Origin of the sequence: Borreliella garinii (genome assembly GCF_001922545.1) — a bacterium.
GTDB lineage: Bacteria > Spirochaetota > Spirochaetia > Borreliales > Borreliaceae > Borreliella > Borreliella garinii.
The window spans coordinates 316119-341561 of the sequence record NZ_CP018744.1 but is presented as its reverse complement, the minus strand read 5'-3'; the positions used below and the strand labels follow the sequence as shown (position 1 = coordinate 341561).

Sequence of the window (25443 nt, the reverse complement as noted above, 5' to 3'; positions counted from 1 at the left end):
TTTCCTCTAATCTAAAAGTTTAATTTGTTCTATTATTTGGTCTTCTTTAAAAGGTTTTGTAATGTATCCTCTAGCTCCAAGAGATAAAGCTTTTTGTATTAATTCTTGCTTTCCAATGGCTGTAACCATTAATATATTAACCTTTTTAAGCAATTTTTTATTAATTTCATACATTCTCTCAAGAGCTGTGATTCCATCCATTCCCATCATTGTTATATCGAGTGTTATTAAATCAATATTATTTTGTTTTTCAAATTCTTTAACAGCCTGAATTCCATCTTCAGCTTCTAAGAATTCTTTAAATCCTAATTGTTTTAAGATTTTTATTAGGTTTTTTCTCATAAAAAGTGAGTCATCAGCTATTAAAGCTTTTTTGCCTTCTTCCAAACGAACACTCCTCTATCCATTTTAACATATTAAAATATCTTTAACGACAATTAAAATATAATTCACATTTTTATAATATTGTCTTTTTGATTGATCTTTTTATTTAAAGATTATTTTAATTTGAATATAAGTATAAATGATATATGTTTTGTGGTGCTCTTTTACAGTTTATATAATAAAAAGGTGGTTTTTGCTTGTGAGTGAGTTTAGATTATTTGATAAAATAATAAAGAATATGTTAAATTTTACCCTATGAGCATTAAAATACAGCAAGAAATTGAAAACTTAAAGAAGTTGATCAGAAAGTGGGATAAAGAGTACTATGTCGATTCTTTGCCTAGTGTTGAAGATTTTGTATATGATAATCATATTTTAAGGCTTAAAGAGTTGGAAAGTAAGCACCCCGAATATAAGACCTTAGATTCTCCTACTCTTAAATTTGGTAGCGATCTTTTGAATAACTTTGAAGAGGTTGAACATTCTGTTCCTATATTAAGTCTTGACAAGGTTTATGATCTTGATTTGCTAAAATCATGGATAGATAAGATTGATTTTAATAATTCTTTTAATATTTCCGTTGAACCAAAAATTGATGGATGTTCTATTGTTCTTTATTATAAAGATGGTATTCTTGAAAAAGCTCTTACTAGGGGTAATGGGAAATTTGGCAATGATGTTACTAAAAACATTAGAACCATTAGGCATATCCCCTTATTTCTTGACGAAAAGGTTGATTTAGTATTAAGGGGTGAAGTTTATATTACTAAAGAAAATTTTTTTAAAATAAATAAATTTTTGGAAAAGCCTTATACTAGTTCTAGAAATTTAGCTTCGGGAATGCTTAGAAGGGTTGATAGCAGAGAGGTTGCTAATTTCCCTTTAAATATTTTCATTTATGATTTTTTGAATGCTGAACTAGAGTTTAAAACCAATGATTTGGCTATTACAAAACTTAAAAAATTGGGCTTTAAGATCGATCCTTTGATTAGGTTTTTTGATCAAAAAAGTTCAATTAAAGAAATTTTAAATTACATAGCAGATATAGCAAAACAAAGAAATTCTTTTGAGTACGAAATAGATGGAGTTGTTCTTAAGGTTAGCGATTTTGTTTTAAGGGAAAAATTAGGGTATACCTTGCACCATCCTAAATGGGCAATGGCTTATAAGTTTGAAGCACTTTCGGGTTTTAGCAGGGTAAATAGCATTGTTGTTCAGGTTGGGCGTAGTGGCAAAATTACTCCGGTTGCCAATATTGATAAAGTTTTTGTTTCAGGGGCTTTTATTACTAACGCAACATTGCACAATCAAGATTATATAATATCTATTGGTTTAAATGCTGGCGATATTGTTAAAGTTTCAAGAAGGGGAGATGTAATACCTGCTGTTGAAATGGTGATAAATAAATGTTCAAAAGGAGTTTTTAAGGTTCCTGATAATTGTCCAGCTTGTAAAACGGTTTTAGTAAAAGAAGGGGCACATTTTTTTTGTACAAATAATAGTTGCCCTTCAGTAGCAGTTGAGAAAATAAAATATTTTTGTAGTAAAAATTGTATGGATATTGAAGGGTTTTCCGATAAGACTATTTCTTTTCTTTTTGAGAAAAAATTTATTTCTTCAGAAATTGATCTTTATACATTTAATTTTTATAAACTTCTTAAATTTAAAGGCTTTAAAGATAGAAAGGTATTTAATTTGATAAATTCAATTGAAGCTAGCAAAAGAAAACCATTTAGCAAATTACTTCTTAGCATAGGAATTAAAGAGTTGGGAGAAAATGCCATAAGGTTATTATTTCTTAATAATTTAAATTCATTTTCAAAACTTTTTAGGCTTTGTCAAGACAGGGATTTTGCTTTTTCAACATTGTTGAAAATTAAAGGAATAGGGGAGAAAATTGCTTTAAATATTATTGAAGCTTTTAATGATTCAACAATGCTTAATAAGTTTAAATTTTTTGAAAATTTGGGATTTAAAATGGAAGAGTCTATTTTGATTGATGATGACAACAAGTTATTAGCTGGTAAAAAGTTTTGTATTACTGGAACTTTTAAAGATTATTCTAGGCCTATTGTTATTGACAAACTAAAAAATAAAGGAGCAATTTTTAAAACTTGTGTTACTGAGGGTTTAGATTTTCTTATTGTAGGAGAAAAAGCTGGATCAAAGCTTGAAAAAGCTTTAAATTTGAATGTAAAAATTATGTCTTTTGAAGACATAAAGAGTTATTTAGATTGATTTAGATTTAAAAGGATTGAATTTTTATTTAATTATTTTTATTTGCTTAAATTCAGGCTTTAGGCTTTTATACATAATTCCTAGTTCGTGGATATTTTTGACTTCTATTAAGTTCCTAAAAAATTCTTCTTTATTTTTTAGAGTGGGATTAATGAAATATTTTTCAAATTTATATTTTGAGATTATTTCATGATTTTTTAGAGCTTCATTTAAATTATTGGTTGGATCTATTTCAATATAGTATGTGTTTTCTTTTTTAAATGCAAATTGATCCCCTTTTTCTTTAAATTTATAGTTATTAACGTATATGTCAGGGTAGATTTGAAAATCTGCTGTTTTGATCATAGTTGTTTTTTTAGTGCTTTTGGCTTTTTCTTCTAGATCTTCGCTTTCATTTTTTTCTATAGGCTTGAAATATTTCTTTTCTAATTTATTACTTTCTTCTAGCTCGTCATTTTTGTTTGTAACACTTGGAATAAAAGTTTCTTCGTTTGAAGATTTTTGAGAAATTTCTTTTTTTTTAAAATTGTTTAATTCTTTTTGAAGTTTCAAAATAGTCTCTTCATTTTCCTTTATTTTATCTTCTAATTCTTTGAGTTTATGTTTATCGGTTCTTATTTTTTTTTGATTTTCTTTATTTATTGCTTCATTTGCGCTAATTTTCTCTTTTAGATCATTAATTATTCTTCCTATTGAAGATAGGTTTTCTTCAATTTCTTCTAAGTTTTTATCTGAGTTATCTTTTTTTTTAAAATTTCTTAATTCTCTTTGCAAGTCTAAAATAGTATTTTCATTATCGTTAATTCTGTCTTCAAGTTCATCGATTTTTTTTTCATTAATAGCATAATATTTTTCATTCGCATGAAGGTTTTCTTTTAGGTTATTTATTATTCCTTCATTAGAAGGATAATCGTCCCCATTTATTTCTTCAATTTCATCATTATATTCATAATTTTCTTCAAAATCATCATCATCTTCTTCAATGTTTTCAATATTTATTTTTTCATAATTTTCATCTTCTTTAGGTTTGGACCTTTTGTTAAGGAGCTTTTTTATTTCTGTTATTTCGTTTTTTAATTTGTTGGTTAAAATTTCATATTTTTTTGCTTTTCTTTCGATTGATTCTATTTTTTTATTTTCATTTGACGATGCTTTTTGATTTTTAGCTTTTAAAAGCTTTTCTATATTTTTAATTTTATTTTCATAATTTTCAATTATAGATTTTAGATCATTTTCATCCATTCTTTTTTTTAACAATTTTTCATCTTTTATATTTTCTGGCAATTTTAGCTCTTTACCCCTTTTGGGGTCTTTATAAGAAACTATGTTTTTGTTTAAATTTTTTGAGGTATTTATTTGATCGTTTTTATTTCCAATGTCTTTAAATTCTTCACTTAAGTCTTCTAAGGGGATTTCAATGCTAGAGTAATTTATTGTATTATTAGCCCCAAATAATGATATACATAAAAGTATTATAAAATACTTAAAGCTTTGATTTTTTGTTTTATTCATAAGGTCCTTGTTTTTATTTAGAAAACATCTATAATTTATAATGTTAGCATAGTTTGTCCATTTCTCAAAAGTGATAAAAAAACACCGAAGGTGCTATTTTTATTGACAAGCGGAATTGATTTCAAATTAGTTTTAAGTGAATTTCTTATTAAGTTGCTTTAAGATTGTTGCATATGTTGGTAAGGTCAGCTGTTTTTGAAGTTTTATTTTTCACTCCTTTTTACTTATGCAATGCTATGTTCTTACTAATTAAATTTTTTTGTTTAGTTGGAGTTTGCGAGTTTGACAAATGTTGATGCATATGAATTTTGGGCTTTGCCAGTTTGCTGCAATGTTAAAGATTCTTTTATTGAAGATTTTAGCTTTGTAGATGAACATATAAGTTCAATTTTTAGTATCAGTTATAAAGATAATATAACTTTAAAGTTCAGGGATTTTGTTGATTCTAATGAATTTAATTTAAAGCTTTTTGACAATAAAGTAAGCTTTGAGGGTCAAATTCCTTTGGTTTTGTATTCAGATAATTTGGATTATTTGCTAAAAGCAGAAAAAAGTGTTCTTTTTAATTTAAGAATTGGTGACGGTAGTAATAATTATTCCCCTGGATTTGAAAAGAAAGAATCTGGAGATTGTAATGCTTTGAATGCTTGTTATGAATTTAGTGATTACAATAGTTTTCCAGATGACTTTATTTTGGTTAAAATATTTTTTGATTCTGAAAATTTAATTATTGATGCTAATGTAGACAATATTTCTTTTTTAAAATTTTTTATTAGTGAAAATTTTGGTGTGAATAAAGACAAAATCAAAATTAATTCTCTTAATAATTACTGGTCTAGTTCTATTTTTCCTATTTCTTTTAATGCAATTTTGCAAGGCATTGTAATTTCAAAAAAAATTAATAAAAGGGTTAATGTTATTTACTACAAAAGGCATTTTAGAATTTTGGATAATTTAAATTTAACTTTTTCAGTTTCTAATTGTTTATTGGCAGATAACAAGCTTTCAAAAGTTATTTTAGAAATTATAATAAATAGACCTTTAAATTTTTTATATAAGTTTTATTTTAAATTTATTAATAATATTTTTAAAAATTTGTTTTTTGATGGGTTTTTAGAAATTTTTTTTGTTGAAAATAAAAGTGATTTCATATTTTTTTATGACAATCTTTTGGCATTTGAGACTTCTGTTTATAATTTTATTTATTCTAATTTTTATAATCTTGCTTTAGTGATGCCTTGTGAGCCAATAGGTTATTTGCTTACACAGATTAAAGGTGATTATAGCAGGTTTTTTAAAATTTTTAAAAGATTAGATTTAAAAAATTCTTTAATAAAGAAATCTTCTGTTATAAGTGTTAATAAAAATTATGATATTTTTGACACTAGTCGCAGGGGAGTCGGTTTTGCTTATTTGAATTCAAACGCTTATTTTTTAAGTGGTGAGCAATATGTTGTTGCTTGCTTATATAAGGATAGATTAAATATATTTTTGCCTTACAGTATTATTGACAACAATTTAAGCAACTATTTGAAAAATAGCTTAGCTAAAACATTGGGCTTAGCCTATAACAGTATAAATTTTTTGATAGATGAGAGTTCATTAGATTTTACTAATTTTTATAGTCTTCTTTTCAAAGATCCTTATTTGATTGAAAAAGCAATTTTAACCATTAAGGATAATTTTTCTTCTTTGTTAAGTAAGGGCTTTATAAGTGAATATCCTGTTATTTTTAAAGAAAAAATGGCTACTGAATATGTTAATGATTGCGTGCTTGGATGTTCTGTTGAACTTAAATTTGAATTTTATTCTCTTAGTGCTGTTTTTACTAATGTAAGTTTTTTTGTAGAGCAAGGCAAATTTACCAAGCTTAAGTTAAATAACAAAAGAATTCGTACAATATTTGGGTTGGCAGTTGATTATGTATTTTGCAGTGCTAATGTAAATTGCGATATTGAAGATTGTTTAAGCTTAGAGTTTATTGAAGATGGTGAGTTTGTTTTTTCTTTTAGAAGTTTTTTTATCGTTTCTGTTTCTGCCATTCGAACTGCTTTGATTCAGATATTTGATTTTAATGCAAGCAGCACGCCTCTTAATTTTGAAGAAATTTTAAATAGTTGGAGTGTAAAAATTGATATTAATTAATTTCAATCTAAATGGAGAGAGTATTTCAAAAAAGATTAGTCTTTCTTTGGGCACCAGAAGTCTTTTGGATTCTATTTTTTTTGCCAAAAGTAATAGTTTAGAGTATATTGTTAATAATAGATTTTTTTTAATTTTATTGGATTTTAGACTTGTTTATTCTAATTTAATTCCTGCTTTTATTTTAAATGGTCGTAGTGTAGTTACTCTTGAAGGACTTAAGAAAACAAGTTTTTATCAATACATGCAAAATATTTTATTAGAAGACGATTTTAATTTTTGCAGCAATTGTTTTGAGTCCAATATTTTGTTGTTTTATTACTTTTTGGAAAACAAGATTGTAAGCAAATCAGATATTTTAGGCTATAGAAATTCATTAAAATGTAATTGTATAGATGTTAATACTTTTTTATCTCTCTATTTGAAAGCTGAAGAATTGTATAGAAAAAATGGTTAATGTAAAGGTTTATTATCCTGAAAATTTTAATATACTATCTAATTTATTTAACAAAAATTTAAATAATTATATCATTTATAATGAGCTAGATTTTAAAAAAAATCCTAATTTATTTAATAGGGAAACGCCTATTGATAATTTTTTTCTTGTTGGTAATTTTGAAAAATTTAATAAGGTATCTTTAAGGGGTAATTTTCTTGAGATGGGGCCTTGTGTTACTTACAACGAGATACTTAAGATTGGTAAGAAAAATATTCCAAGTCTTTTTTATGAATTTATTTCGAAATTTAATGATAAAATATATTTAAATAGTATTAACCTTGCAAATGGGTTTTATTATAAAAACACTATTTTTGATATTTATCCTTTATTATTAAGCCTTGATGCACAAATTGAGTTTAAAAATGTTTTAACCAAAAAAACTTATGTTTTTAGTGCTTATAATTTAAATAGAGCTGAGTATATTGCAAACCGAAGTACTGTTCTTGTTACTAAATTTAAATTTCCAATGATGAATCTATATAACAGAAGCTTTTATCATAAAGTATTTTTCAATACCTTATCTTTTGATATTTTAGAAGAAGCGGACATTATCTTTATATGCATTCTTTTAAACATAAAAAGAGACGTTATAAATGATTTTTTGTTAAAGATATTTTATGATGATAAGGTGATTGTCATAAAGGATTTTCAGATTTTACTTTTAAACAAATCTTTGCCACTTTCATTTTCTGAGATAGAAAATTCTCTTAAAATGTTGGATAAAAACATAAGAGATTCTAAAAATTTTAATATAGGAGAGAGAAATTTAAAGCTAATAAAGAATTTTTATTTAGATATATTAATGAATTTTAATTTTTAATATTTCGAATAAGTTTAATTACTATCTTTATTATGCTATATTTCTTATATAAAGGGAATATATAATTTATTTTTATGTATTATAATGTAAAAAGTTAATCAAAAAAAATAATATTCATAATGAGGGGTTTCTGTACTTATGGTAAAAAAAGAAGCAATTATTAAGGCTGTAAACGGTTTACATGTTAGGCCTGCGTCAACTTTTGTAAAAAAAGCTAAAGAATATTCTAGCGAGATAACAATAGAGTCCGATGGCAAGTCTGTTAGCGGGAAAAGTTTATTCAGGCTTCAAACTTTGGAATTATCAGCAGGTAAAAAGCTTTTGATATGTGCTGAGGGTGAGGATGAGGAGATTGCTGCTTCAGAGCTTGCGGAGCTTATCGAATCTTTTAAAGAATGAATTTTAGAAGGATTTAAGTTATGACTTTATCGGGCAAAAGAATATCCAGAGGAATAGGCATTGGAGAAGTTCTTTGTATTAGGAAAAATTTTGATAAAATTGTAAGTAAGGAAAAAATCGAATTTTCTCAAGTTGATAGCGAGATATCGAAATTCAATAAAGCTAAGTTAAAAGCAATTGAAGCGCTTAAAGACCTTGATAGAAAAGCTGTGCTTCAATTTGGAGATGACAAGAAAGGTATTTTTGAAGGTCAAGTTTTGATCGTTGAAGACGATGAACTTTCCGAGCTTGTTATTGAGCTTATTACAAAGGAAAATTATAGCGCTGCTTATTCTATTTATTTAGCGTTTGAAAATTTGGTTAAAAGCGTGGAAGACTATAAAGATCCTTATTTAAAAGAAAGGGCGTCTGATTATAAGGATATTAGGAATAGATTAATTTCTATCATTTTGGGTCAAGTAACCGATTTTTCTGAAATTAATAAAGATATTATTCTTGTTACCGAAGAATTAACTCCATCTGATACCATGCAATTTGACTTAAATTATGTTAAAGGGTTTTTAACTGCAGTTGGAGGAGAAACTTCTCATGCTGCTATTTTGGCAAGAACAATGGGGCTTCCAGCGCTTGTTATGACTTTGTTAGATATTGATGCGTTAAAGGATGGTGATAAAATAGTCATTGATGCAATATCTTCTATTGTTATTAAAAATCCTTCTTCTGATGAGCTTGATCTTTATAGGGGTAAGATTTTGCGCCAAGTAGAGATGGAAAAAGAGCTTTTTTCTTTAAAAGATAAAGATGCTGAAACAAAAGATGGTGTAAAAGTATTTTTAAAGGCAAATATTGGAACACCTGTTGATATTGCCTATGTTAATAAATATGGTGTTGAGGGAATAGGTCTTTTTAGAACAGAATTCTTATATATGAAATCTTTACAACCCCCAACAGAAGATGAGCAGTTTGAAACTTATAAGAGAGTTGTAGATACAATGGAAAAAAAGGGGATTGTTACGATTCGTACTCTTGATGTTGGTGGAGATAAGGAAATTCCCTATCTTAATTTTGAGAAAGAGGAGAATCCCTTTTTAGGCTTTAGAGCACTTAGGATGTATAAGGAATATGAGGAATTGATCCAAGCACAGTTTAATGCTATTTTCAGGGCCAGTCATTATGGGAAAATAAGGGTAATGGTGCCTATGCTTACTAGATATGAAGAGATTGAAACGATCGAATATTTTGTGAATAATGCAAAAATTAGCTTAAAGTCTAGAGGTTTGCCTTTTGATGAAAACTTGGAAGTGGGCTGTATGATAGAAGTTCCTTCTGCGGCTTTAATTTCCTCTAAACTTGCCAATAAATTGAAATTTTTTAGCATAGGGACTAATGATTTAACCCAATATGTTTTAGCTGTTGATCGTGGCAATCAAAAAATATCAAATTTATATGACAAGTATAATCCTGCTGTGTTGAAATTAATCAAAAAGGTTCTTGATGATGGAATTAGTTCTGGAATTGATGTGTCTGTTTGTGGCGAGCTTGGGGGAGATGACGCTGGAGCATTACTTCTTGTAGGTCTTGGATTTAGGTCTTTAAGCATGATTCCTAGTGCTACACTTAGAATTAAATATTTGCTTAAAAAGTATACAATAGTGGAATTAGAAGAATTGGCAAATAAGGTTTTAAATAGCGATTCTGAGCAAGAGACTTTAAGTTATTTTGATAAATTTATAGGAGATTAGTTATGGGTTTTTTAGATTTTTTTAAAAAAACCGCTACATTGGATTTGATTGCGCCGATTAGTGGAAAAGTTATGTCAATTGATAAGGTTCCCGATGAAGCGTTTGCTGAAAAAATAGTGGGTGATGGAATTGCAATTCTTCCAACAAGTAATGAGTTGCTAGCGCCTTGTGATGGGAAAATAGGTAAAATTTTTAAAACTAATCATGCCTTTAGCCTTGAAACCAAAGAGGGTGTTGAAATTTTTGTTCATTTTGGAATTAATACTCTTAATTTAAATGGCAAGGGTTTTACAAGAGTTGCCGAGGAGGGCATTAATGTTAAACAAGGTGAAGTTATTATTAGACTTGATCTTGAATATTTAAAAGAGCATTCAGAATCCGTTATTACTCCAGTTGTTATTGCAAATTCTGATGAAGTTTCAAGCATAGAATATTCTTTTGGAAGGCTTGAAAATGAGTCCGAATATATTTTGTCGTCGTCAACTGTGTTAACAGAAGAAATTAGACATAAAATATCTCAAACAAAGCCTGTTACAGCAGGTAAAGATTTAGTATTGCGAGTTAGAAAGTAATAAAAAAAGAGAGAGTTTAAAACTCTCTCTTTTTTTTAAAATCATAACAACCCTTTTTCTAGAAATTCGTTTATTATGTTTATGAATTTTCCTGGATTTTTGCTAGGCATTCCTGAAGTTAGCAGAGCCTCCTCAAATAGGAGAATGCTTATTTTTTCTAATTTTTCAGACTCTAAATTTTTTAAATTTTGGACTATTCTATTATTAGGGTTTAGTTCAAGTATTGGTTTAATTTCTTTTACTTCTTGTCCCATTGATAGCATGATTTTTTGCATTTGGTAAGTTGGATCATTGCTGTCAACTATTATTGCCGAAGGTTCTTTTATCAATGTTGCCGAAAGATTAACTTCTTTTATGTGGTCTTTAAGGATTTCTTTTACTTTTGTAAGTATATCTTTGAACTCTTCTTCAATTTTTTTGAAATTTTCATCTTTTAATTCATTGCTAGTTTCATTTTTGTTTATTGCTTTTAGTTTTAATCCTTCGTATTCTGGAATTAGATTTAAAATAGCCTCATCAAGTTCATCGTCCATGATTAGGATTTCAAATCCTTTTTCTTTATAAGCGTTTACTATTGGATTTTCTTTTAATATATTTTCTTTACCACCTGTTATATAGTAAATGCTTTTTTGGCTTTCGTTCATTCTTTCTTTATACTCTTTAAAAGAAACAAATCCATCTACGCTTGAAGATTTAAATCTTATTAATGAGATAAGCTTTTCTCTGTTTTCAAAGTCAGAATAAACACCTTCTTTAATACATCTCCCAAATTCTTTAGAAAACTCTGAAAATTTTTCAGGATTTTTTTTGCTTAGCTTTTCAAGTTCGCTTAGTATTTTTTTTACAGAAGATGATTTTATTTTAGACAAAATTTTATTTTGTTGTAAAATTTCCCTACTTACATTGAGCGGTAAATCTTGGCAGTCTATAATTCCTTTTATAAACCTTAGATAGTTTGGAAGCAAACTACCTTCAGAGTCTGTAATAAAGATCCTATTTATAAATAGCTTTACTCCAGGTTTGGTATTTGGATAATATAAATCATAAGGAGCTTTACTTGGGATATAAAATAAATTAGTATATTCTAAATTTCCTTCAGCTTTTGTATGAATATGCATCAATGGATTTTCATAATCAAAGGTTGTATTTTTATAAAATTCATTGTATTCTTCTGCTTTAATTTCGCTTTTATTTTTTGTCCAAAGAGCAGTGGTTTCATTTAATTTTTCTTCTTTTTCTTCTATTCCCTCTTGTTTCCCGTCCTTCATTATAGGTTCACTGTATTTTATATAAATGGGATAATTTATGTGATTGGAATATTTTTTAATAATTTCTTGAATTTTCCATTTATTGGCATATTCAAGCCCTTCTTTATTGAGATAAAGCTTTATTTCTGTGCCTGGCTCTTCTTTTTTTGCTTTTTCTATTTCATATCCTGTTTTACCATCACTGGACCAAATATAAGCATCGCTTTCTAGTGCTTTTTTTGATGTAACTTCTACTTTTTCTGATACTATGAATGCACTGTAAAATCCAACTCCAAATTGGCCAATTAGACTTGCAGATTTTTTTTCATCTTGTTTTAAATTGTTAATGAATTCTTTAGTTCCTGATTTTGCAATTACACCAAGATGATTAGTTAAATCTTGTTCATTCATTCCGATTCCATTATCCTTAATTAGGATACTTTTATCATCAAATGTTATTTCTATTTTTGGTTCTAGGGCGATGTTTTTGAATTTTTCATTTGTCAAGCTTAAAAACTTGAGTTTATCAATGGCATCAGATGCATTTGATATCAATTCTCTTAAGAATATTTCCTTATGGGAGTAAAGAGAGTGAATGATTAAATAGAGCAAATCATTTACTTCTGTATCAAATTGTTTTTTCATGTAAATTTTCCTTTTCAATTTAATCTTTACTTTTTTTATAATATAACATAATCTAAAAATAATAAATAAAGCAATTTGTTTAAAATAGAAAATTAGAATCAAGGAGAATGCAATGGATGTAGGAATTTATGGTCTTGGTGTTATGGGCGGCAATTTAGCTCTAAATATTGCTGATAACGGTTTTAATGTTTCTGTTTACAATAGAGATAGTGAAAAAACTGAAATTTTTGTTAAACAAAATTCTCATAAAAAGATAAATGGCTTTAAAGATGTTGAATCTTTTGTTAAAAGCTTAAAATCCCCAAGAAAAATTATTTTAATGGTGACAAGTCTAGCTGTAGAAAAGGTTGTTGAACAAATTTTACCCCTTTTGAATAAATCGGACATAATTATTGATGGTGGGAATTCTCATTATAAGAATACAATGAGAATAGAAAAAGAATTGTTTGCCAAGGACATTTATTTTGTAGGGCTTGGAATTTCTGGAGGAGAGAGGGGCGCAAGATTTGGTCCTGCGCTAATGTATGGAGGCAGTAAATCAGCTTATGAAATTCTTGAGCCTATGTTAAATAAAATTGCAGCTAAAACCAAAAGCAACGATATTTGCTCGACTTATATTGGAGAGAATGGTTCTGGACACTATGTTAAAATGATACATAATGGGGTTGAATACGCTGATATGCAGCTTATTAGCGAGGTTTATTTCTTCATGAAAAAAGCTTTCAATTTAGATAATTCAAAAATTTCTGAAGTTTTTGAAAAATGGAATGAAGGCGATCTTTCAGGGTATTTGCTAGAAATAACTTCTAAGATTCTTAGGTATAAAGAAAATAATGAATATTTAGTTGATAAGATTTTAGATGTTGCAAATCAAAAAGGTACTGGTGTTTGGACATCTATTGATGCTCTTGAATCTGGTATGCCTGTAAATTTAATTCTTGAATCTGTTTTTTCAAGATTTATGTCGGGGCTAAAACACGAAAGAATTATTGCTAGTGATTTGCTTAAGATGGATACCACTTCTTTTGAGTTTGAGCTTAGCGATTGGATTTTAGATCTTTATTATGCTCTTTTAGTTTCAAAAATAGTAGCTTATGCCCAAGGTTTTATGATGCTTAAGACCGCATCTGTAAATTATAGTTGGGATTTAAATTTGGGTAAAATTTCTTTGGTTTGGAGAGAAGGTTGTATTATTCGTAGCAGTTTTTTAGACAAAATTAAATTAGCTTATGATAAAAATCCTCATCTTATTAATTTGCTTTTTGATGATTATTTTTTGGATTTATTAAAAAATAATCACAAATCTTTGAGAAGAATAGTTTCAAAGGCTAGTGAAATTGGGATTCCTTTACCGGCATTTTATGCCAGTCTTTCATTTTTAGATTCTTATTCCACTAATTATTTGCCTTCTAATCTAATTCAAGCGCAAAGAGACTTTTTTGGTGCCCATTCTTTTGAAAGATTAGACTCAAAACGAGGTGAATTTTTTCATAGTACTTGGCAATAAATTTAATGAATCACTATGTGGATTTAGATATAGTACTTAGCGGATATTCCCCCAGCAAGGTTTGGTTTTATGCCTGAATAGGTTCTGTGGTGTGCAAGGGATCTTGTATTTGAGATGAATTCTATTGAAGGTGCTATCTTTATGCCTATTTCTAAATTTTCTGTAATGTCGTAAAAAATAACCAGTGGAATTCTTATTCCAAATCCTAATTCTATGTTTATTAATTTAGATGTGTGAGACGATAGACTTAGATTTCCTCCTATTCCAACTCCTAAATTTAATTTTTTTATCAAAGGTATTGTAAAAATGAAATCAAGTGCTGCTATTGCTAATAAATTAAAATCATAAAGTTTTGATTCAAGCTTAAGGCCCGATAAATTTATTCCATTGCTACCACCATAGCCTATTTCAAAGTCAATGAAAGGAAATGACATTATTAAGTTAATAATTGGATTTCCAATGCTTGCTCCAAAGCCAATACCTCTATTTAAATACGAATCTTTTGCAAAACTATTTATAGATATATTTGCAATCATAATGAGTAATATGAAGATTTTTTTCAACATTGTCTCCCAAATTTTATCTTATTATTATATTTTATTTTTGAATTTTAAAACAATAAAAATAATTCTTTGGATATTTAAATTTTGTGTTTAAGTTTTTTGGAATGATTTGATTTTTTAACAATTATTCTTTTAAAAAGAATAATTGTATTATTAAGTAAACCAGAATCTTAGTCCCAATCCTGCGAATACTTCCCATCTAAATCCAATGCCAGCGCTCCAAATGTTCATTCCAAGCCCCGGTGCTATTCGTAAAAATATGTCAAATTTTTTTCTAAATACTGCAAGATTGAAAGCCAAAGGCAATCTTGCTCCAATGCTCATTGGTCCAGAGCCCGATTTACTGCCGCCAAATCTTGAAAACCATATTGTTCCATACCCCCCAGCTCCAACTGAAAAATCCAAAATATTAGCAGCTCCTGGGAATGTATATATGTAGAAAATATAGTCCAATGCGATAAACAGTGTTTTCCAATCTGAAAATAAATTATTTACTCCACTGTAAAGACCAATGTCAAGATCAAAGTTCCCCATATTAATATGTAAAGCAATTGGTAGTGGGAGGATAATTCCTGCTCCAAATTTACCCCTTGCAGATGCTTTTGAATTAGCAAATCCTAAGCTTGGGGCTAATAAAATAATAATTAACACAATAATTATTTTTGTTCTCATTGTTTTGTCATCTCCTAAGCGCAATATTTTGGCCTTTAAATAATTTTAGTTCAATAATTTTTTTTATCTAAAGAGTGGAAACTATATCTTAAAAGAGCATTTTATTCCGATAGAGAAATTTCCTTTTATTGGGAACATTAAATTTCCGTTAGGTAATTGGCCAATAAAAATTGATGGTGTTGTTTTTATTATAATTTCAATAACGTCATAATAAGCTTCATATGTTATTCCTAAGGGCAAACCCATTCCGATTTTATAGGTAATCCCAGAAAAAACATTTGTTAAATTTGAGTTTGTAATTTTGCCTATTTCAAAAAATAGGCCAGATCCTAGAAAAAAGATAAAATTTGAATTTTTAATTCTTAAATTTAAGAACATATAGTCAAAATATGTTTTAAATAGCAATGCTACTGGTGATTTTGGAAAAAATTCTGAGACGCTTAGTATTGTTACTCCTATTCCAATATTAAAGTTATTGATGCTAAATTCTATTGCAGTAGGATAAGGCAGAATAAAGCCAAATTTTATTTTAGTTTTTGTTTGTAAGCTGTCAACTTTTGAACTAGTTGAGCTGTTTTTAGATTTTTCGTTTGTGAAAATATTCTCAACATTGAATAATAATATAATTATTATTAATAATTTGATTATTTTGTTTTTACTTTGCATTGTTAACTTTTTTATGCGAAATATAAATTAAACTACAACTTTATATCTAAATTATAAGATAGAATTCTGCTAAATTATGTCTTTTATTGTTTATTAGAAATTAAATTTTATTAACTTTTAATTTGTATTTATTAATATATGAAGTAATATTAATCTTGATATTAATATTCTATTTGAGATTTTAATTGTATTTAAAGGGGCGTTTATGGGCATGGATTCAGATATGCAAGATTCTTTAAGTCAGTATCTTTTATTTAGTTTGGACGAGCTTTATGCTATTGAGATTAAATATGTTGTTGAGGTTTTGGAATATACGAAGATATCAAAAATCCCAAGAACTCCCAGTTACATGGCAGGAATAATAAATAATAGAGGCAAGATCGTTCCAATAATTGATATTCGAAAGCAATTTGGAATGGGTGATCGTGTTGTTGATGAGGATGAGAAAAAGAGAAATAAGGGAGTTAATATTTCAAATATTATTATATTGACTTTAGTTTACGAGGGAGATGAATTTAATCTTGGAATTTTAGTAGATTATGTCAATGAAGTTCTTGAATTAGATCCATTTAGTATTGATGACGCTCCTAAGATTGGATCAGGATTTAATTCAAAGTTTATTTCAGGAATTGGCAAGAGTAATAATAAGTTTATTATTATTTTAGATGTAGAAAATTTATTTGACGTTAGAGAGCTTTCTAGATTTAGAAATACAACAATATATGATCCCGAGCATCAGCAGCAATAGGAGTTTTAGTCATGATTTATAGGCCTGAAGGAGAGCTTGTAGTAAATAGTATTTTTAAGGTAAAAGAAGATTTGTTGCATATTTTTAAAAAAATGAAAGAAGGGGATACTCTTACTATTGATCTTTCGAATGTTGAAAAAATAGATATTACTTTTATACAAATTTTGTATGCATCTAATAAATATGCTAAGAATAAAAATTTATTTGTAAAAATTGAGTATCCATCCGATGAAGTTTTAAGTTCATTAATATATGGCGGGTTTTTAATAGATATTGAAGATGTTGATAGCTTTGATTTGGGAGCTAATTTGGTTGGATTTTAAATTTAAGGAAAGCTTATGGATAGTAGTGATGTGATTGATAAATTTAAGAATTCCTTTAAGGAAGAATCAATAGAAAATATTTCAGATATTGAGCAAGCACTTCTTAATCTTGAGGCAGGTTCAGATCAAGAGATTATTAATTCTATTTTTAGAAATTTACATACCATAAAGGGAAGTTCTGGTATGTTTGGTTTTAATTTTACAGCATCGCTTGTCCATGAAATAGAAACGGTTCTTGATGTTATAAAAGATGGTCGGGCTGCTTTTAATCAAGCCGCTATTGATGCTACCTTAATGTCAGTTGATTTTATTAGGGAGCTTATTGAAGGTGATGAAGAAATTTCTGAGATTGACTTTGATAAGCGTAAACAGTTTTTGGTAGATGAAATTAAAAGAGTTCTTGAGGCCCCTAATGTTAAAGAGGCTTTTCAAGAAGCTTTAGAAAATGATTTTTCAAAACCCGACAATAGTTCTGTTTTAGAAGAGTGTTTGAAAGTAAATTCAGACAATAAATTTGATGATGAGGCTTTACGATCTGAATTTAAGAGTTATAAAATTCTTTTTTCTCCTGCTAAGGGTATTTTGTTTCATGGGCACAAGCCTATAAATCTATTGAACAAGTTAATTGATTTGGGAAGTGGCCATGTTAGAGCCAAAGTAGATAACATTCCAGATTTAGAGCTTATTTCTCCTGACAATGTTTATGTTGATTGGGAGATAAGGTTAGATACAGAAGAGAACAGAGAGAGTATTGCAGATATTTTTATATTTTTAGATTCTCAATCGAAAATTGATATTCAAGAATTAGATAAATGTTTAGAGACAGATAAAGGCGATAATTTAGGACTTAAAAATTTTAATTTATCGAGCTTGGATAGAAGTATCAAAGATTCTGCTAATTCTGCATTTAAAAAATCGGCATTTATTGGAAAATCTTTTTCAAATGGAGACAAAAACAGATCCAATGTTCAAGATGATACTGCTAGAAGCAAGGTTAATATTGCTAGTATTAAAGTAGATTCTAAAAAGCTTGACCATTTGGTAAATCTTGTTGGAGAGCTTGTTACAATACAGTCAAAGCTTTCAAAAGAGGCCGAAAACAGAAATAGTAATATTTTAAATTCAATATCAGCAGAATTTTCTTTACTGATTAATGAGCTTAGGGATTATACAACAGGGCTTAGAACAGTTCCTATTGAGATTTTGTTTGTAAAATTTCAAAGGATAGTAAAAGATTTATCTACTAGTCTTGGTAAGTCAATTCTTTATCATGCTTCTGGGGGCGATACTGTTCTTGATAAAAGTATTATTGAAAAGCTTAATGAACCTTTGGTTCATTTAATTCGAAACTCAATAGATCATGGAATTGAATCGCCTGAAGAGAGAGAAAGGTTAGGCAAAGATCCTAAAGGAATTATTAAGCTTTCAGCTTGTCAAGCTGGGGATTCTGTTATTGTTATTATTGAGGATGATGGAAGAGGTCTTGATAAGAATAAAATACTTAAAAAGGCCATAGAGCGCAATATAATTTCTGACTCAGCTGCCAAAACTTTATCCAATATTGATATTTATAATTTGATTTTTGAGCCTGGATTTTCAACCGCAAGTTCCGTTACTGATATATCAGGTCGTGGGATTGGTATGGATGTTGTTAAGAAGCAGGTTGAATCTTTAAGAGGACATGTTGTACTTGAAAGCGAGCTTGGCAAATATACTAGAACTAAATTAATTTTTCCATTGACCTTGGCTATTATTGAGGGTTGGCTTGTCAGGGTAAAAGATGAGCACTTTATTGTTCCCCTTTCTAATGTTGAGTCTTGTTTAGAATCTAATAATTTAATTTCTCAAATGGATGGGGTTGAGACTAAAAGCAATGTAATGAATTATAGGGGTAGTATGATTAGTTTTATTCGGCTTAGAGAGTTTTTTCAGGTTTCTAGCGAGAAGAGCATTAGTGAGCAAGTTGTTGTTGTGAATACAAATAGCGGGAAAATGGGTATTGTGGTTGACGAAGTTTTAGGGCAACATCAAACCGTTATAAAAGCTTTGGGTAAAATTTATTCTCGAGTGGAAGGGGTTTCTGGAGCCACTATACTTGGTGATGGAAGTTTGGCTTTGGTTGTTGACATAGATGCAATAACTAAGCTTATAAGATAAAAAAAACGAAAATACAGATTTTTGGTTTTAAAGGTTAAAAATATTAAAATATAATAATGAAGATATTAGTAATTGATATTCAAGGTCTTATAAAGCAGGTTTTTATTAGAGCTTTTTCTAAAGATAATGATGTTGAGATATTAAATGCTGGCTTTAATTCTTTAAACCTTATTAATGTGTTTTTGCAAAAATTTCCAGATTTAGTTATTATTGACGAGAATACGGCGAGATCTAATTTTGGGAATTCTTTGAATAATGTTCTTAATAATATATCTCTTCCTGTTGTATTTATTGCACAAAATGAAATGTTTCCAAATTTTGGATGTCTTGAGCAAAGTAAAGAAAAGGTTAAATTAATAATAAATAAACTTAACTTTAAGCTTACAGTTGATTTATTTCGTAGCAAGTATTTAGCTTTAATAAAGCTTGAATTGAGAAATCTAGTTAAAAATAAATTAATATCTTCTTATGAAGTTAAAAGGATTTCTGCACCCGATTTTTCCAGTCATTCTAAAGTAGAATTGAGAGAAAACAGCTTAGATGATTCAAGTATAAGGAAAAGCTATAGAGTTTCTGATGTTATTAATTTTGCTCCCAAAAATGATCCGGATGTTATTATTAAATATCAAGGCCTTCTCAATAAGCATAAAACTGGTAAAATTATCGTTGTTGGTTCTTCAACTGGTGGTACAGAGGCTTTAAGAATTTTTTTAAGCTCTTTTAAAAAAGATTCTCCCCCAATTATTATTGTTCAACATATGCCGGGGGGATTTACAAAGTCTTTTGCAAGAAGCTTAAACAATGAGTTTAATATTGATATTAAAGAAGCTGAGGATGGAGACATTCTTCGTCCAGGTCTTGTAATAATTGCTAATGGAAGTTATCATTTGATTGTAAAATATGGTAGTGGAAATTATTTTGTAAACTTATTAGATGGGCCCCTTGTTAGTAGGCATAAGCCTTCTGTAAATGTACTTTTTAGGTCTGCTGCAATGTATGCAGGCTCTAATGCTATTGGTGTTATCCTTACAGGTATGGGAGATGACGGTGCTATTTGTATGCTTGAAATGAAAAAAAATGGCGCTTATACTATTGCCCAAGATCAAGAAACGTCTGTTGTTTTTGGTATGCCAATGGAAGCTATAAAAATAGGAGCTGTAGATAAAATCCTTCCTTTAAGTAAAATAGCTGATCATGTTCTGAGGAGATCTTAGTAATGGATAATGACAATAATGACTTTTTTGCTAATGATTATTTGGCAACTTTATTTTATAAACTTGAAGCTTTCGATGAGAGTGCAAGGCATATTTATTCAAATTTAAGCAAATCAATTCCTAAATTAATAGAAAAAATTTCTAAAGATTCTAAGGATTTATCTTTTAGTATTGACTTGATTTCTAATCTTGATCTTGATAATGATGCTTCTTTGAATAATTTCATAGCTAAGATTATAGGAGCATTAGATGATTTTGTTGCTTACTTCAATTCGTCAACAACTTCTCTTGAATCTCAATTTAGTGTAATAAGGAGTAAGGTTAAAGACATAGAAATACTTGAAGATGTGATTGAAAAAATGAAAAAAAGCTCCCTTGATATGGAAATAATGTCTATTAATACATTAACAGTTGCCATGAGGGCTGGTAAGGCTGGGGGAGCCTTTTCTTATATTACTAGTGAAATCAAGGTTTTAACCCAATCTATGATTAAACAGGCAGATCAACTTACCAGTAAGGGGCGAGAAGTTAAAATTGGTTTAGATAGGGCTAAAAATCAAGTATATGAAAGTAATACAGCTGAAAATAAAATTCTTGAAGAATTTAGAGATAATTTAATGAAAAAAATAGATGCCTTTTCAGATGGAATAGGAAGTGTTATTGCTCTTTATGATGATATTTTAAAAGTTTTATTAGAATTTAAGTTTAAACTTGTAAATTCTATTTCTTATCTTCAGTTTCAAGACAGACTAACTCAATCTTTACAACATTTAAATATTATGTATTCTAATATTGATGTTTTTAAATTTAGAGATATAAGCGAGATTCAAAAATTAAAAATTTTATCAGTTTTTACTGATACATCAAAAGTTATAGTAAAAGATGTTCTTGAAAAGCTTGAAAAAAATTATACTATTTTTGAGAAATTTATTGATGCTTCTCTTGGTTCGATTCAAACTATTAACGATTTAAGGTCTGATAATTCCTTATACATAGATATTCCTAAAATAATAGAACAATTTTCTAGCATTTTGTCTGATTTGCTTAGAAGAATTGATGATGTTGAGAAAAATAATTCTAATTTTTTGAATTTATATTATGAACAGGTTAAGCTTATAAAATCATTAGAGCTAATGTTTTCAAATATTGCAGCTATTTCTGCCAGGTTTCAAAATATTAATATAGCGTCAAAGATAGAAGTTGTCAAAAGATCAGAACTTAAAGCTATGGAGGGTAATATTTCAGAAATGTCAAAAATTATTAAAGAGATTGATTCTAATATTACTAAGGGAATAGAATTTCTAGATCAAATAATCTTTTTTCTTGAAAAAGTTGTTAAAGATTATGACAATAGATTTTATCTTGAAAAAAATTATTTTAATAAATTTAAAAAATTATTTATAGAAATTAAGAATGATATTCTTGATATTAAGAACATAGCCATTGATAATATTTTGTCTTATGAAGTTTTTTCAATTGAATTTATGGAAATATTTGAAGAAATGAAATTAGAAGTCTACAATGTTAGAAATTTAAAAAATTCTCTTTTAGATATAGAAAACTTTTTAAGTAATATGGAAAACAAAATAAATTTTAGTCTTAATTTAGAATTATCCAAAGCTGGAATTCAATCTGTTGAAATTGAAGATAAAGAATTTGTCAATAGAATTGCTAATCGATTTACTTTATTTGTTCATAAAAAATACCTATTATCTTTGATAGAGGAAGCTAAGGATGTTCATTCCTTTGATGAAGGTAGTGTAATTTTATTTTAATTTTTATATACTTTTTGGGAGGGTTTTAGGAGAAACTTAGATGAAAAAAAGAATTTTGGTTATTGATGATAATAGGGCAATAAGGCAAAGCGTTGCTTATATTTTAGAACAAAACGGTTTTGGAGTCTCAGAAGCAAAGGATGGTCTAGAAGGAGTTTTAAAGTTTAAAGAAGCAGTTGGGCAAGGAGATAAAGATTTTGATCTTGTCATTACAGATATCAACATGCCTAATTTAGACGGAATTGGTGTTATTAAGCAGATAAGAGAGTTTGGAAGCTTTGTTCCTATACTGGTTCTTACTACTGAATCTGAGCAATCTAAGGTTGATGAGGGACGTAAAGCAGGTGCTACTGGTTGGCTTGTTAAACCCTTTAATCCTGAAGCTTTAATGAAAACAATCTCAAAGATATTTTAAGTTTTTATTTTTCAATTAATTTGTAGACTTTAAAGTTTTATTATAAATTAAAATGATTTTCAATATGTTGTTTTAGAATAAAGATAGCATATTAAAGAGGATGTTTTATCTCTATTGTAATAATGTTAAATTTTATTGACTATAAAGGATAGTATAAATTTTTATTAGTATATAAATAGTTTATGAAATTAAATTTTGTTTAAAAGAAGCAATTATTACATAGTAACATTCGGTAATTTTGAAATTTCTAAAAAAGTAATTAGAATACCGGTAGTCGGAGTCGAACCGACACGAAGTTGCCTTCATCAGATTTTGAGTCTGACGCGTCTACCAATTCCGCCATACCGGCATTAACTTTTATTTTACTATAACAGTACCAAAAAAATCATTATTTTTGTTGAAAACTTTTTCTAAGTTTTCAATATTATTTCCGTTTACTATGTAAAGAGTAAGTCCAAGTTTTGAAGAGAGTTTTGTTGCTATTGGGTCAAAAGGTAAATTTAAGCCCGGATTCCACTTTTGTCCTACAATGTTTTGTAATTGTTTCCAATTTAATTTTTTAAAAGCTGTTGCATTTTTAAATTTTTTTGGATCTTTATCATAAACTTGATTTACGTTTGTTATATTTATGACATCTTTTTTATTAAATTTTTCTGCAAATTTTACGGCAATGTAATCCGTTGAAAATCCCGATTTCCAGCCGGAAGCAATTAATATTTTCCCCTTAAAAGAAAAATTTTTTAAAGGATTGGTAACAATTTTGTCTTTACAGAGAGGATTCATTACTTTGCAGAGAAATTCTGCATTTAATCTTGTTGACATTATCCCAATCTCATCAAGCTCACGAACTTTAAAATCAGGGTTGATTTTTTTATAGGCGTCTTGGTATTCTCTTGCAACTTTTCCTCCACCAACTATTAAAATGATTTTTCTTTTTTCATTTTCTAGTAACCATTTAAAAACAAAGTTTTTGAAATTTTTAATGAATTCTATGTTGATTTGATTTGAATTTATTACTCCTCCTCCAAGACTTATTATTTCAAGCATTCAAGCTCCTTATTTAGGCTAATGTTTTTTAAATTTTTACTTTTAATAATATAGCAATTTCTGCTAAACTTTTCATTAAAAATAAGTTTAAAACAATACAAACTTGTTAATTATATATTACAATTTAATTGTTATGCAAAAAATTAAAAGAATTTGTTGTTAAGTGTTTTAGCTTTAGCTTCGGTTTTACTTAGCAGTTTTTATTTTGGAGGATATTGTGCATAAGTATAAAGTTTCTGTTATTATTTGTTTTTTTAATTCGGCTGAAACTCTTGATGCAATGATAAAGGACGCTGTTAATCAAACATTAAAAGATAAAGAAATCATATTAATTAACGATGGCTCTTATGATAGTAGTTTAGAGATAGCAGAAAAATATGCTAATAAGTATAGCTTTATTAAGATTTTTAGTCAAAAAAATATGGGACTTTCTGCTTCTAGAGATAAGGGGCTTTCTGAGGCTCAAGGGGAATATGTTATTTATTGGGATAGTGATGATTCTGTAGAGAGCACCATGCTTGAAGTTTTATATAATAGGGCAAAGGCAGATAATTCTGATATTGTTTGTTCTCAATTTTATGTTTATTTTCTTGCAATAAATGTAAAAAGAAAATCTCTTCTTCCTTTTCCCAATTACCCATTGACAGGTAAGGAGGCTTTTAAAAATTTACTTTTTACTGTTTATGCGAGTTTTGGAAGGAAAAATTTTGTTGTTGGAACGTTATGGGATAAATTGATTAGACGAGAATTGATCTTAAAGAATAATATTCGTCAGCAAAATGTAGTATTTGAAGATATGGTTTTTGTTATGCAAATTTTTTTAAAAGCCTCTAAGGTTTCTTTTGTAAACAATTATTTTTATACTAATTTCCAAAGAATGGGAAGCATGAGCTCTTCTATTAGTGTTTTGCATAAAGCTAAATTATCTCTTAATACAATAGAAACTTTATTAAAAAAAGAAGGTGTTTTAAATGAATATCAACATTTGTATAAAAGATTTTTCTTACAATTTTATTATTTTATTTCTTTTAAGCAAATTTATATTATTAGCTGGAATATTCCCGATAAGCTTGTTTATAGGGCTTACAAAGAAAAGCTTATTTCTGTTCTTGATGAGATTAAAGGATTATCTGAATTTCAAGATTATTATGAATATGTAAAAAATTTTGGATTTAACGAAATTCAAATTTTACCTAGAATTATGTTAAAAATTTGGAATTTTAGCTCAAGACTTTATGTAAATTTTTCTATATTTATTTATAAGTTGTTTATAAAGAATTGAATTTATATTTTTGGGGTAATTAATTTTTTTTATATTTTGACCTTTAATATTAAGGAGTATTTATGGCTATTGAAGTTTCTAATGTAAAATTTTCTTATAAGGGAAAAGAAGTTTACTCAGATTTGAATTTAAACATTGAGACTCCTCAATCTTATTTGCTTCTTGGTAAAAATGGGGTTGGAAAAACAACTTTGCTTAAACTTGTAAGTGGACTTTTAGAGCCATTAAAGGGGAAGGTTTTATTCAACTCTTTGGCAGCTTTCCCAAGAAATCCCTTGAATTTAATGAATTTATTCTTTATTCCTGAAGAATTTTCACTTCCTAGATTGTCTTTAGCTGAATACAGTAAATCTTTATCTAGATTTTATCCAAATTTTAATAAGGCAGATTTTGAAAAATATTTATTAGATTTTAATCTAGATATTTCCCTTGATCTATCTTCTGCTTCTTTTGGACAAAAGAAAAAAAGTATTATTGCATTTTCTCTAGCTACAAATGTTTCTTTCTTATTGTTTGATGAGCCAACAAATAGTCTTGATATTGTTTCAAAAAATGCTTTTAGAAATGTACTTTCTAATTTAAATGATAGAGTCATTTTTATTACAGGTCACAATGTGAGGGATTTGACAGGAGTTATAGATTATTTAATTATTGTTGGGGAGAAGTCAATTCTTTTTTCCAATTCAATATCTTATATTAATAAAAATTATAAGATTAAAATTATCAGCGAACTTAATGGAAATGAATTGTATTGTGAAAAAAATAAAGATGGGTTTAAGGCACTTTATTTTGAGAGTAGCAATGGAGCTGAAGTTGTTGATATTGAATTTTTCTTTTTATATGTTACTGAAAATAAAAAGGAGAGATAATAAAA

General features: G+C 28.0%; 23 protein-coding genes and 1 tRNA gene. 16 read left to right on the top strand and 8 right to left on the bottom strand.

The features are described 5' to 3' along the window. Positions 1–6: 6 nt before the first annotated feature. Complete coding sequence (locus BLA33_RS01520) at positions 7–387, bottom strand: response regulator (protein WP_004791346.1); 381 nt, start codon at positions 385–387, stop codon at positions 7–9. A 252-nt stretch (positions 388–639) separates the two neighbouring features. Here BLA33_RS01520 and ligA point away from each other — a divergent pair, with 252 nt between their 5' ends. Next, positions 640–2622, top strand: a complete 1983-nt coding sequence (gene ligA, locus BLA33_RS01515) for an NAD-dependent DNA ligase LigA (protein WP_029346471.1) — start codon at positions 640–642, stop codon at positions 2620–2622. Between the two features lie 24 nt (positions 2623–2646). Here ligA and BLA33_RS01510 read toward each other — a convergent pair whose 3' ends face one another. After that, positions 2647–4134, bottom strand: a complete 1488-nt coding sequence (locus tag BLA33_RS01510) for a hypothetical protein (protein ID WP_075226356.1) — start codon at positions 4132–4134, stop codon at positions 2647–2649. Between the two features lie 282 nt (positions 4135–4416). Between BLA33_RS01510 and BLA33_RS01505 the strand changes: the two genes are divergently transcribed. The 6 genes from BLA33_RS01505 to crr all read left to right on the top strand — a co-directional run bounded on the left by BLA33_RS01505 (position 4417) and on the right by crr (position 10308). Further along, positions 4417–6279 (top strand): hypothetical protein, encoded by a 1863-nt coding sequence (locus BLA33_RS01505; protein ID WP_075226355.1) that lies wholly within the window; start codon positions 4417–4419, stop codon positions 6277–6279. Further along, a complete protein-coding gene (locus BLA33_RS01500; RefSeq protein ID WP_004792781.1) occupies positions 6266–6733 on the top strand; it encodes a hypothetical protein in 468 nt (155 codons plus the stop codon). The genes BLA33_RS01505 and BLA33_RS01500 overlap by 14 nt, the downstream gene beginning before the upstream one ends. After that, positions 6726–7595, top strand: a complete 870-nt coding sequence (locus tag BLA33_RS01495; protein WP_004790886.1) for an FAD binding domain-containing protein — start codon at positions 6726–6728, stop codon at positions 7593–7595. Before BLA33_RS01500 ends, BLA33_RS01495 begins: the two co-directional genes overlap by 8 nt. 138 nt (positions 7596–7733) lie before the next feature. Beyond that, positions 7734–7994: an HPr family phosphocarrier protein gene (locus tag BLA33_RS01490; RefSeq protein WP_004790978.1), complete on the top strand. Its 261-nt coding sequence runs from the start codon at positions 7734–7736 to the stop codon at positions 7992–7994. Between the two features lie 20 nt (positions 7995–8014). Then, entirely contained in the window at positions 8015–9736 is a 1722-nt protein-coding gene (gene ptsP, locus BLA33_RS01485; protein WP_029346470.1) for a phosphoenolpyruvate--protein phosphotransferase, read from the top strand. Between the two features lie 2 nt (positions 9737–9738). Next, entirely contained in the window at positions 9739–10308 is a 570-nt protein-coding gene (crr, locus tag BLA33_RS01480) for a PTS glucose transporter subunit IIA (RefSeq protein WP_004791337.1), read from the top strand. 41 nt (positions 10309–10349) lie between these two features. Here crr and htpG read toward each other — a convergent pair whose 3' ends face one another. Next, complete coding sequence (htpG, locus tag BLA33_RS01475; protein ID WP_075226354.1) at positions 10350–12200, bottom strand: molecular chaperone HtpG; 1851 nt, start codon at positions 12198–12200, stop codon at positions 10350–10352. Positions 12201–12312: 112 nt separating this feature from the next. On the opposite strand from htpG, the gene gnd reads away from it, so the two are divergent. Then, positions 12313–13707: a decarboxylating NADP(+)-dependent phosphogluconate dehydrogenase gene (gnd, locus tag BLA33_RS01470; protein WP_029346469.1), complete on the top strand. Its 1395-nt coding sequence runs from the start codon at positions 12313–12315 to the stop codon at positions 13705–13707. 23 nt (positions 13708–13730) lie between these two features. On the opposite strand, the gene BLA33_RS01465 is transcribed toward gnd, so the two are convergent. The 3 genes from BLA33_RS01465 to BLA33_RS01455 all read right to left on the bottom strand — a co-directional run bounded on the left by BLA33_RS01465 (position 13731) and on the right by BLA33_RS01455 (position 15608). After that, a complete protein-coding gene (locus BLA33_RS01465; protein WP_075226353.1) occupies positions 13731–14270 on the bottom strand; it encodes a DUF3996 domain-containing protein in 540 nt (179 codons plus the stop codon). A gap of 153 nt (positions 14271–14423) precedes the next feature. After that, the gene (locus BLA33_RS01460; protein ID WP_029346467.1) at positions 14424–14942 is read right to left on the bottom strand and encodes a DUF3996 domain-containing protein; all 519 of its coding nucleotides are present in this window, start codon (positions 14940–14942) and stop codon (positions 14424–14426) included. Between the two features lie 81 nt (positions 14943–15023). Then, the gene (locus BLA33_RS01455) at positions 15024–15608 is read right to left on the bottom strand and encodes a BAPKO_0422 family outer member beta-barrel protein (protein WP_029346466.1); all 585 of its coding nucleotides are present in this window, start codon (positions 15606–15608) and stop codon (positions 15024–15026) included. Between the two features lie 205 nt (positions 15609–15813). On the opposite strand from BLA33_RS01455, the gene BLA33_RS01450 reads away from it, so the two are divergent. From BLA33_RS01450 to BLA33_RS01425, 6 genes are read left to right on the top strand one after another with little or no spacing between them, the layout of a single operon-like run. Further along, the gene (locus BLA33_RS01450) at positions 15814–16356 is read left to right on the top strand and encodes a chemotaxis protein CheW (protein ID WP_004790932.1); all 543 of its coding nucleotides are present in this window, start codon (positions 15814–15816) and stop codon (positions 16354–16356) included. Positions 16357–16367: 11 nt separating this feature from the next. Continuing rightward, positions 16368–16679 carry an STAS domain-containing protein gene (locus BLA33_RS01445; RefSeq protein WP_004790948.1) on the top strand — a complete coding sequence of 104 codons (312 nt, stop codon included), beginning with the start codon at positions 16368–16370 and terminating at the stop codon, positions 16677–16679. A 15-nt stretch (positions 16680–16694) separates the two neighbouring features. Then, on the top strand, positions 16695–18836 hold the full coding sequence (locus BLA33_RS01440; RefSeq protein ID WP_029346465.1) for a chemotaxis protein CheA: 2142 nt from the start codon (positions 16695–16697) through the stop codon (positions 18834–18836). Positions 18837–18892: 56 nt separating this feature from the next. Further along, entirely contained in the window at positions 18893–20050 is a 1158-nt protein-coding gene (locus tag BLA33_RS01435) for a CheB methylesterase domain-containing protein (RefSeq protein ID WP_075226352.1), read from the top strand. Positions 20051–20052: 2 nt separating this feature from the next. Then, complete coding sequence (locus BLA33_RS01430; protein ID WP_029346464.1) at positions 20053–21825, top strand: BB0569 family chemotaxis protein; 1773 nt, start codon at positions 20053–20055, stop codon at positions 21823–21825. A 40-nt stretch (positions 21826–21865) separates the two neighbouring features. Next, positions 21866–22240 (top strand): response regulator, encoded by a 375-nt coding sequence (locus BLA33_RS01425; RefSeq protein WP_002557158.1) that lies wholly within the window; start codon positions 21866–21868, stop codon positions 22238–22240. Between the two features lie 265 nt (positions 22241–22505). Here BLA33_RS01425 and BLA33_RS01420 read toward each other — a convergent pair. After that, positions 22506–22589 (bottom strand) — tRNA-Leu (locus tag BLA33_RS01420). 8 nt (positions 22590–22597) lie between these two features. Then, positions 22598–23287, bottom strand: coding sequence for a UMP kinase (pyrH, locus tag BLA33_RS01415; RefSeq protein WP_032985856.1), 690 nt, complete (start codon positions 23285–23287; stop codon positions 22598–22600). 205 nt (positions 23288–23492) lie between these two features. On the opposite strand from pyrH, the gene BLA33_RS01410 reads away from it, so the two are divergent. Beyond that, positions 23493–24569: a glycosyltransferase family 2 protein gene (locus BLA33_RS01410; protein WP_029346463.1), complete on the top strand. Its 1077-nt coding sequence runs from the start codon at positions 23493–23495 to the stop codon at positions 24567–24569. Between the two features lie 62 nt (positions 24570–24631). Continuing rightward, positions 24632–25438: an ATP-binding cassette domain-containing protein gene (locus BLA33_RS01405; protein WP_029346462.1), complete on the top strand. Its 807-nt coding sequence runs from the start codon at positions 24632–24634 to the stop codon at positions 25436–25438. Positions 25439–25443: the final 5 nt, after the last annotated feature.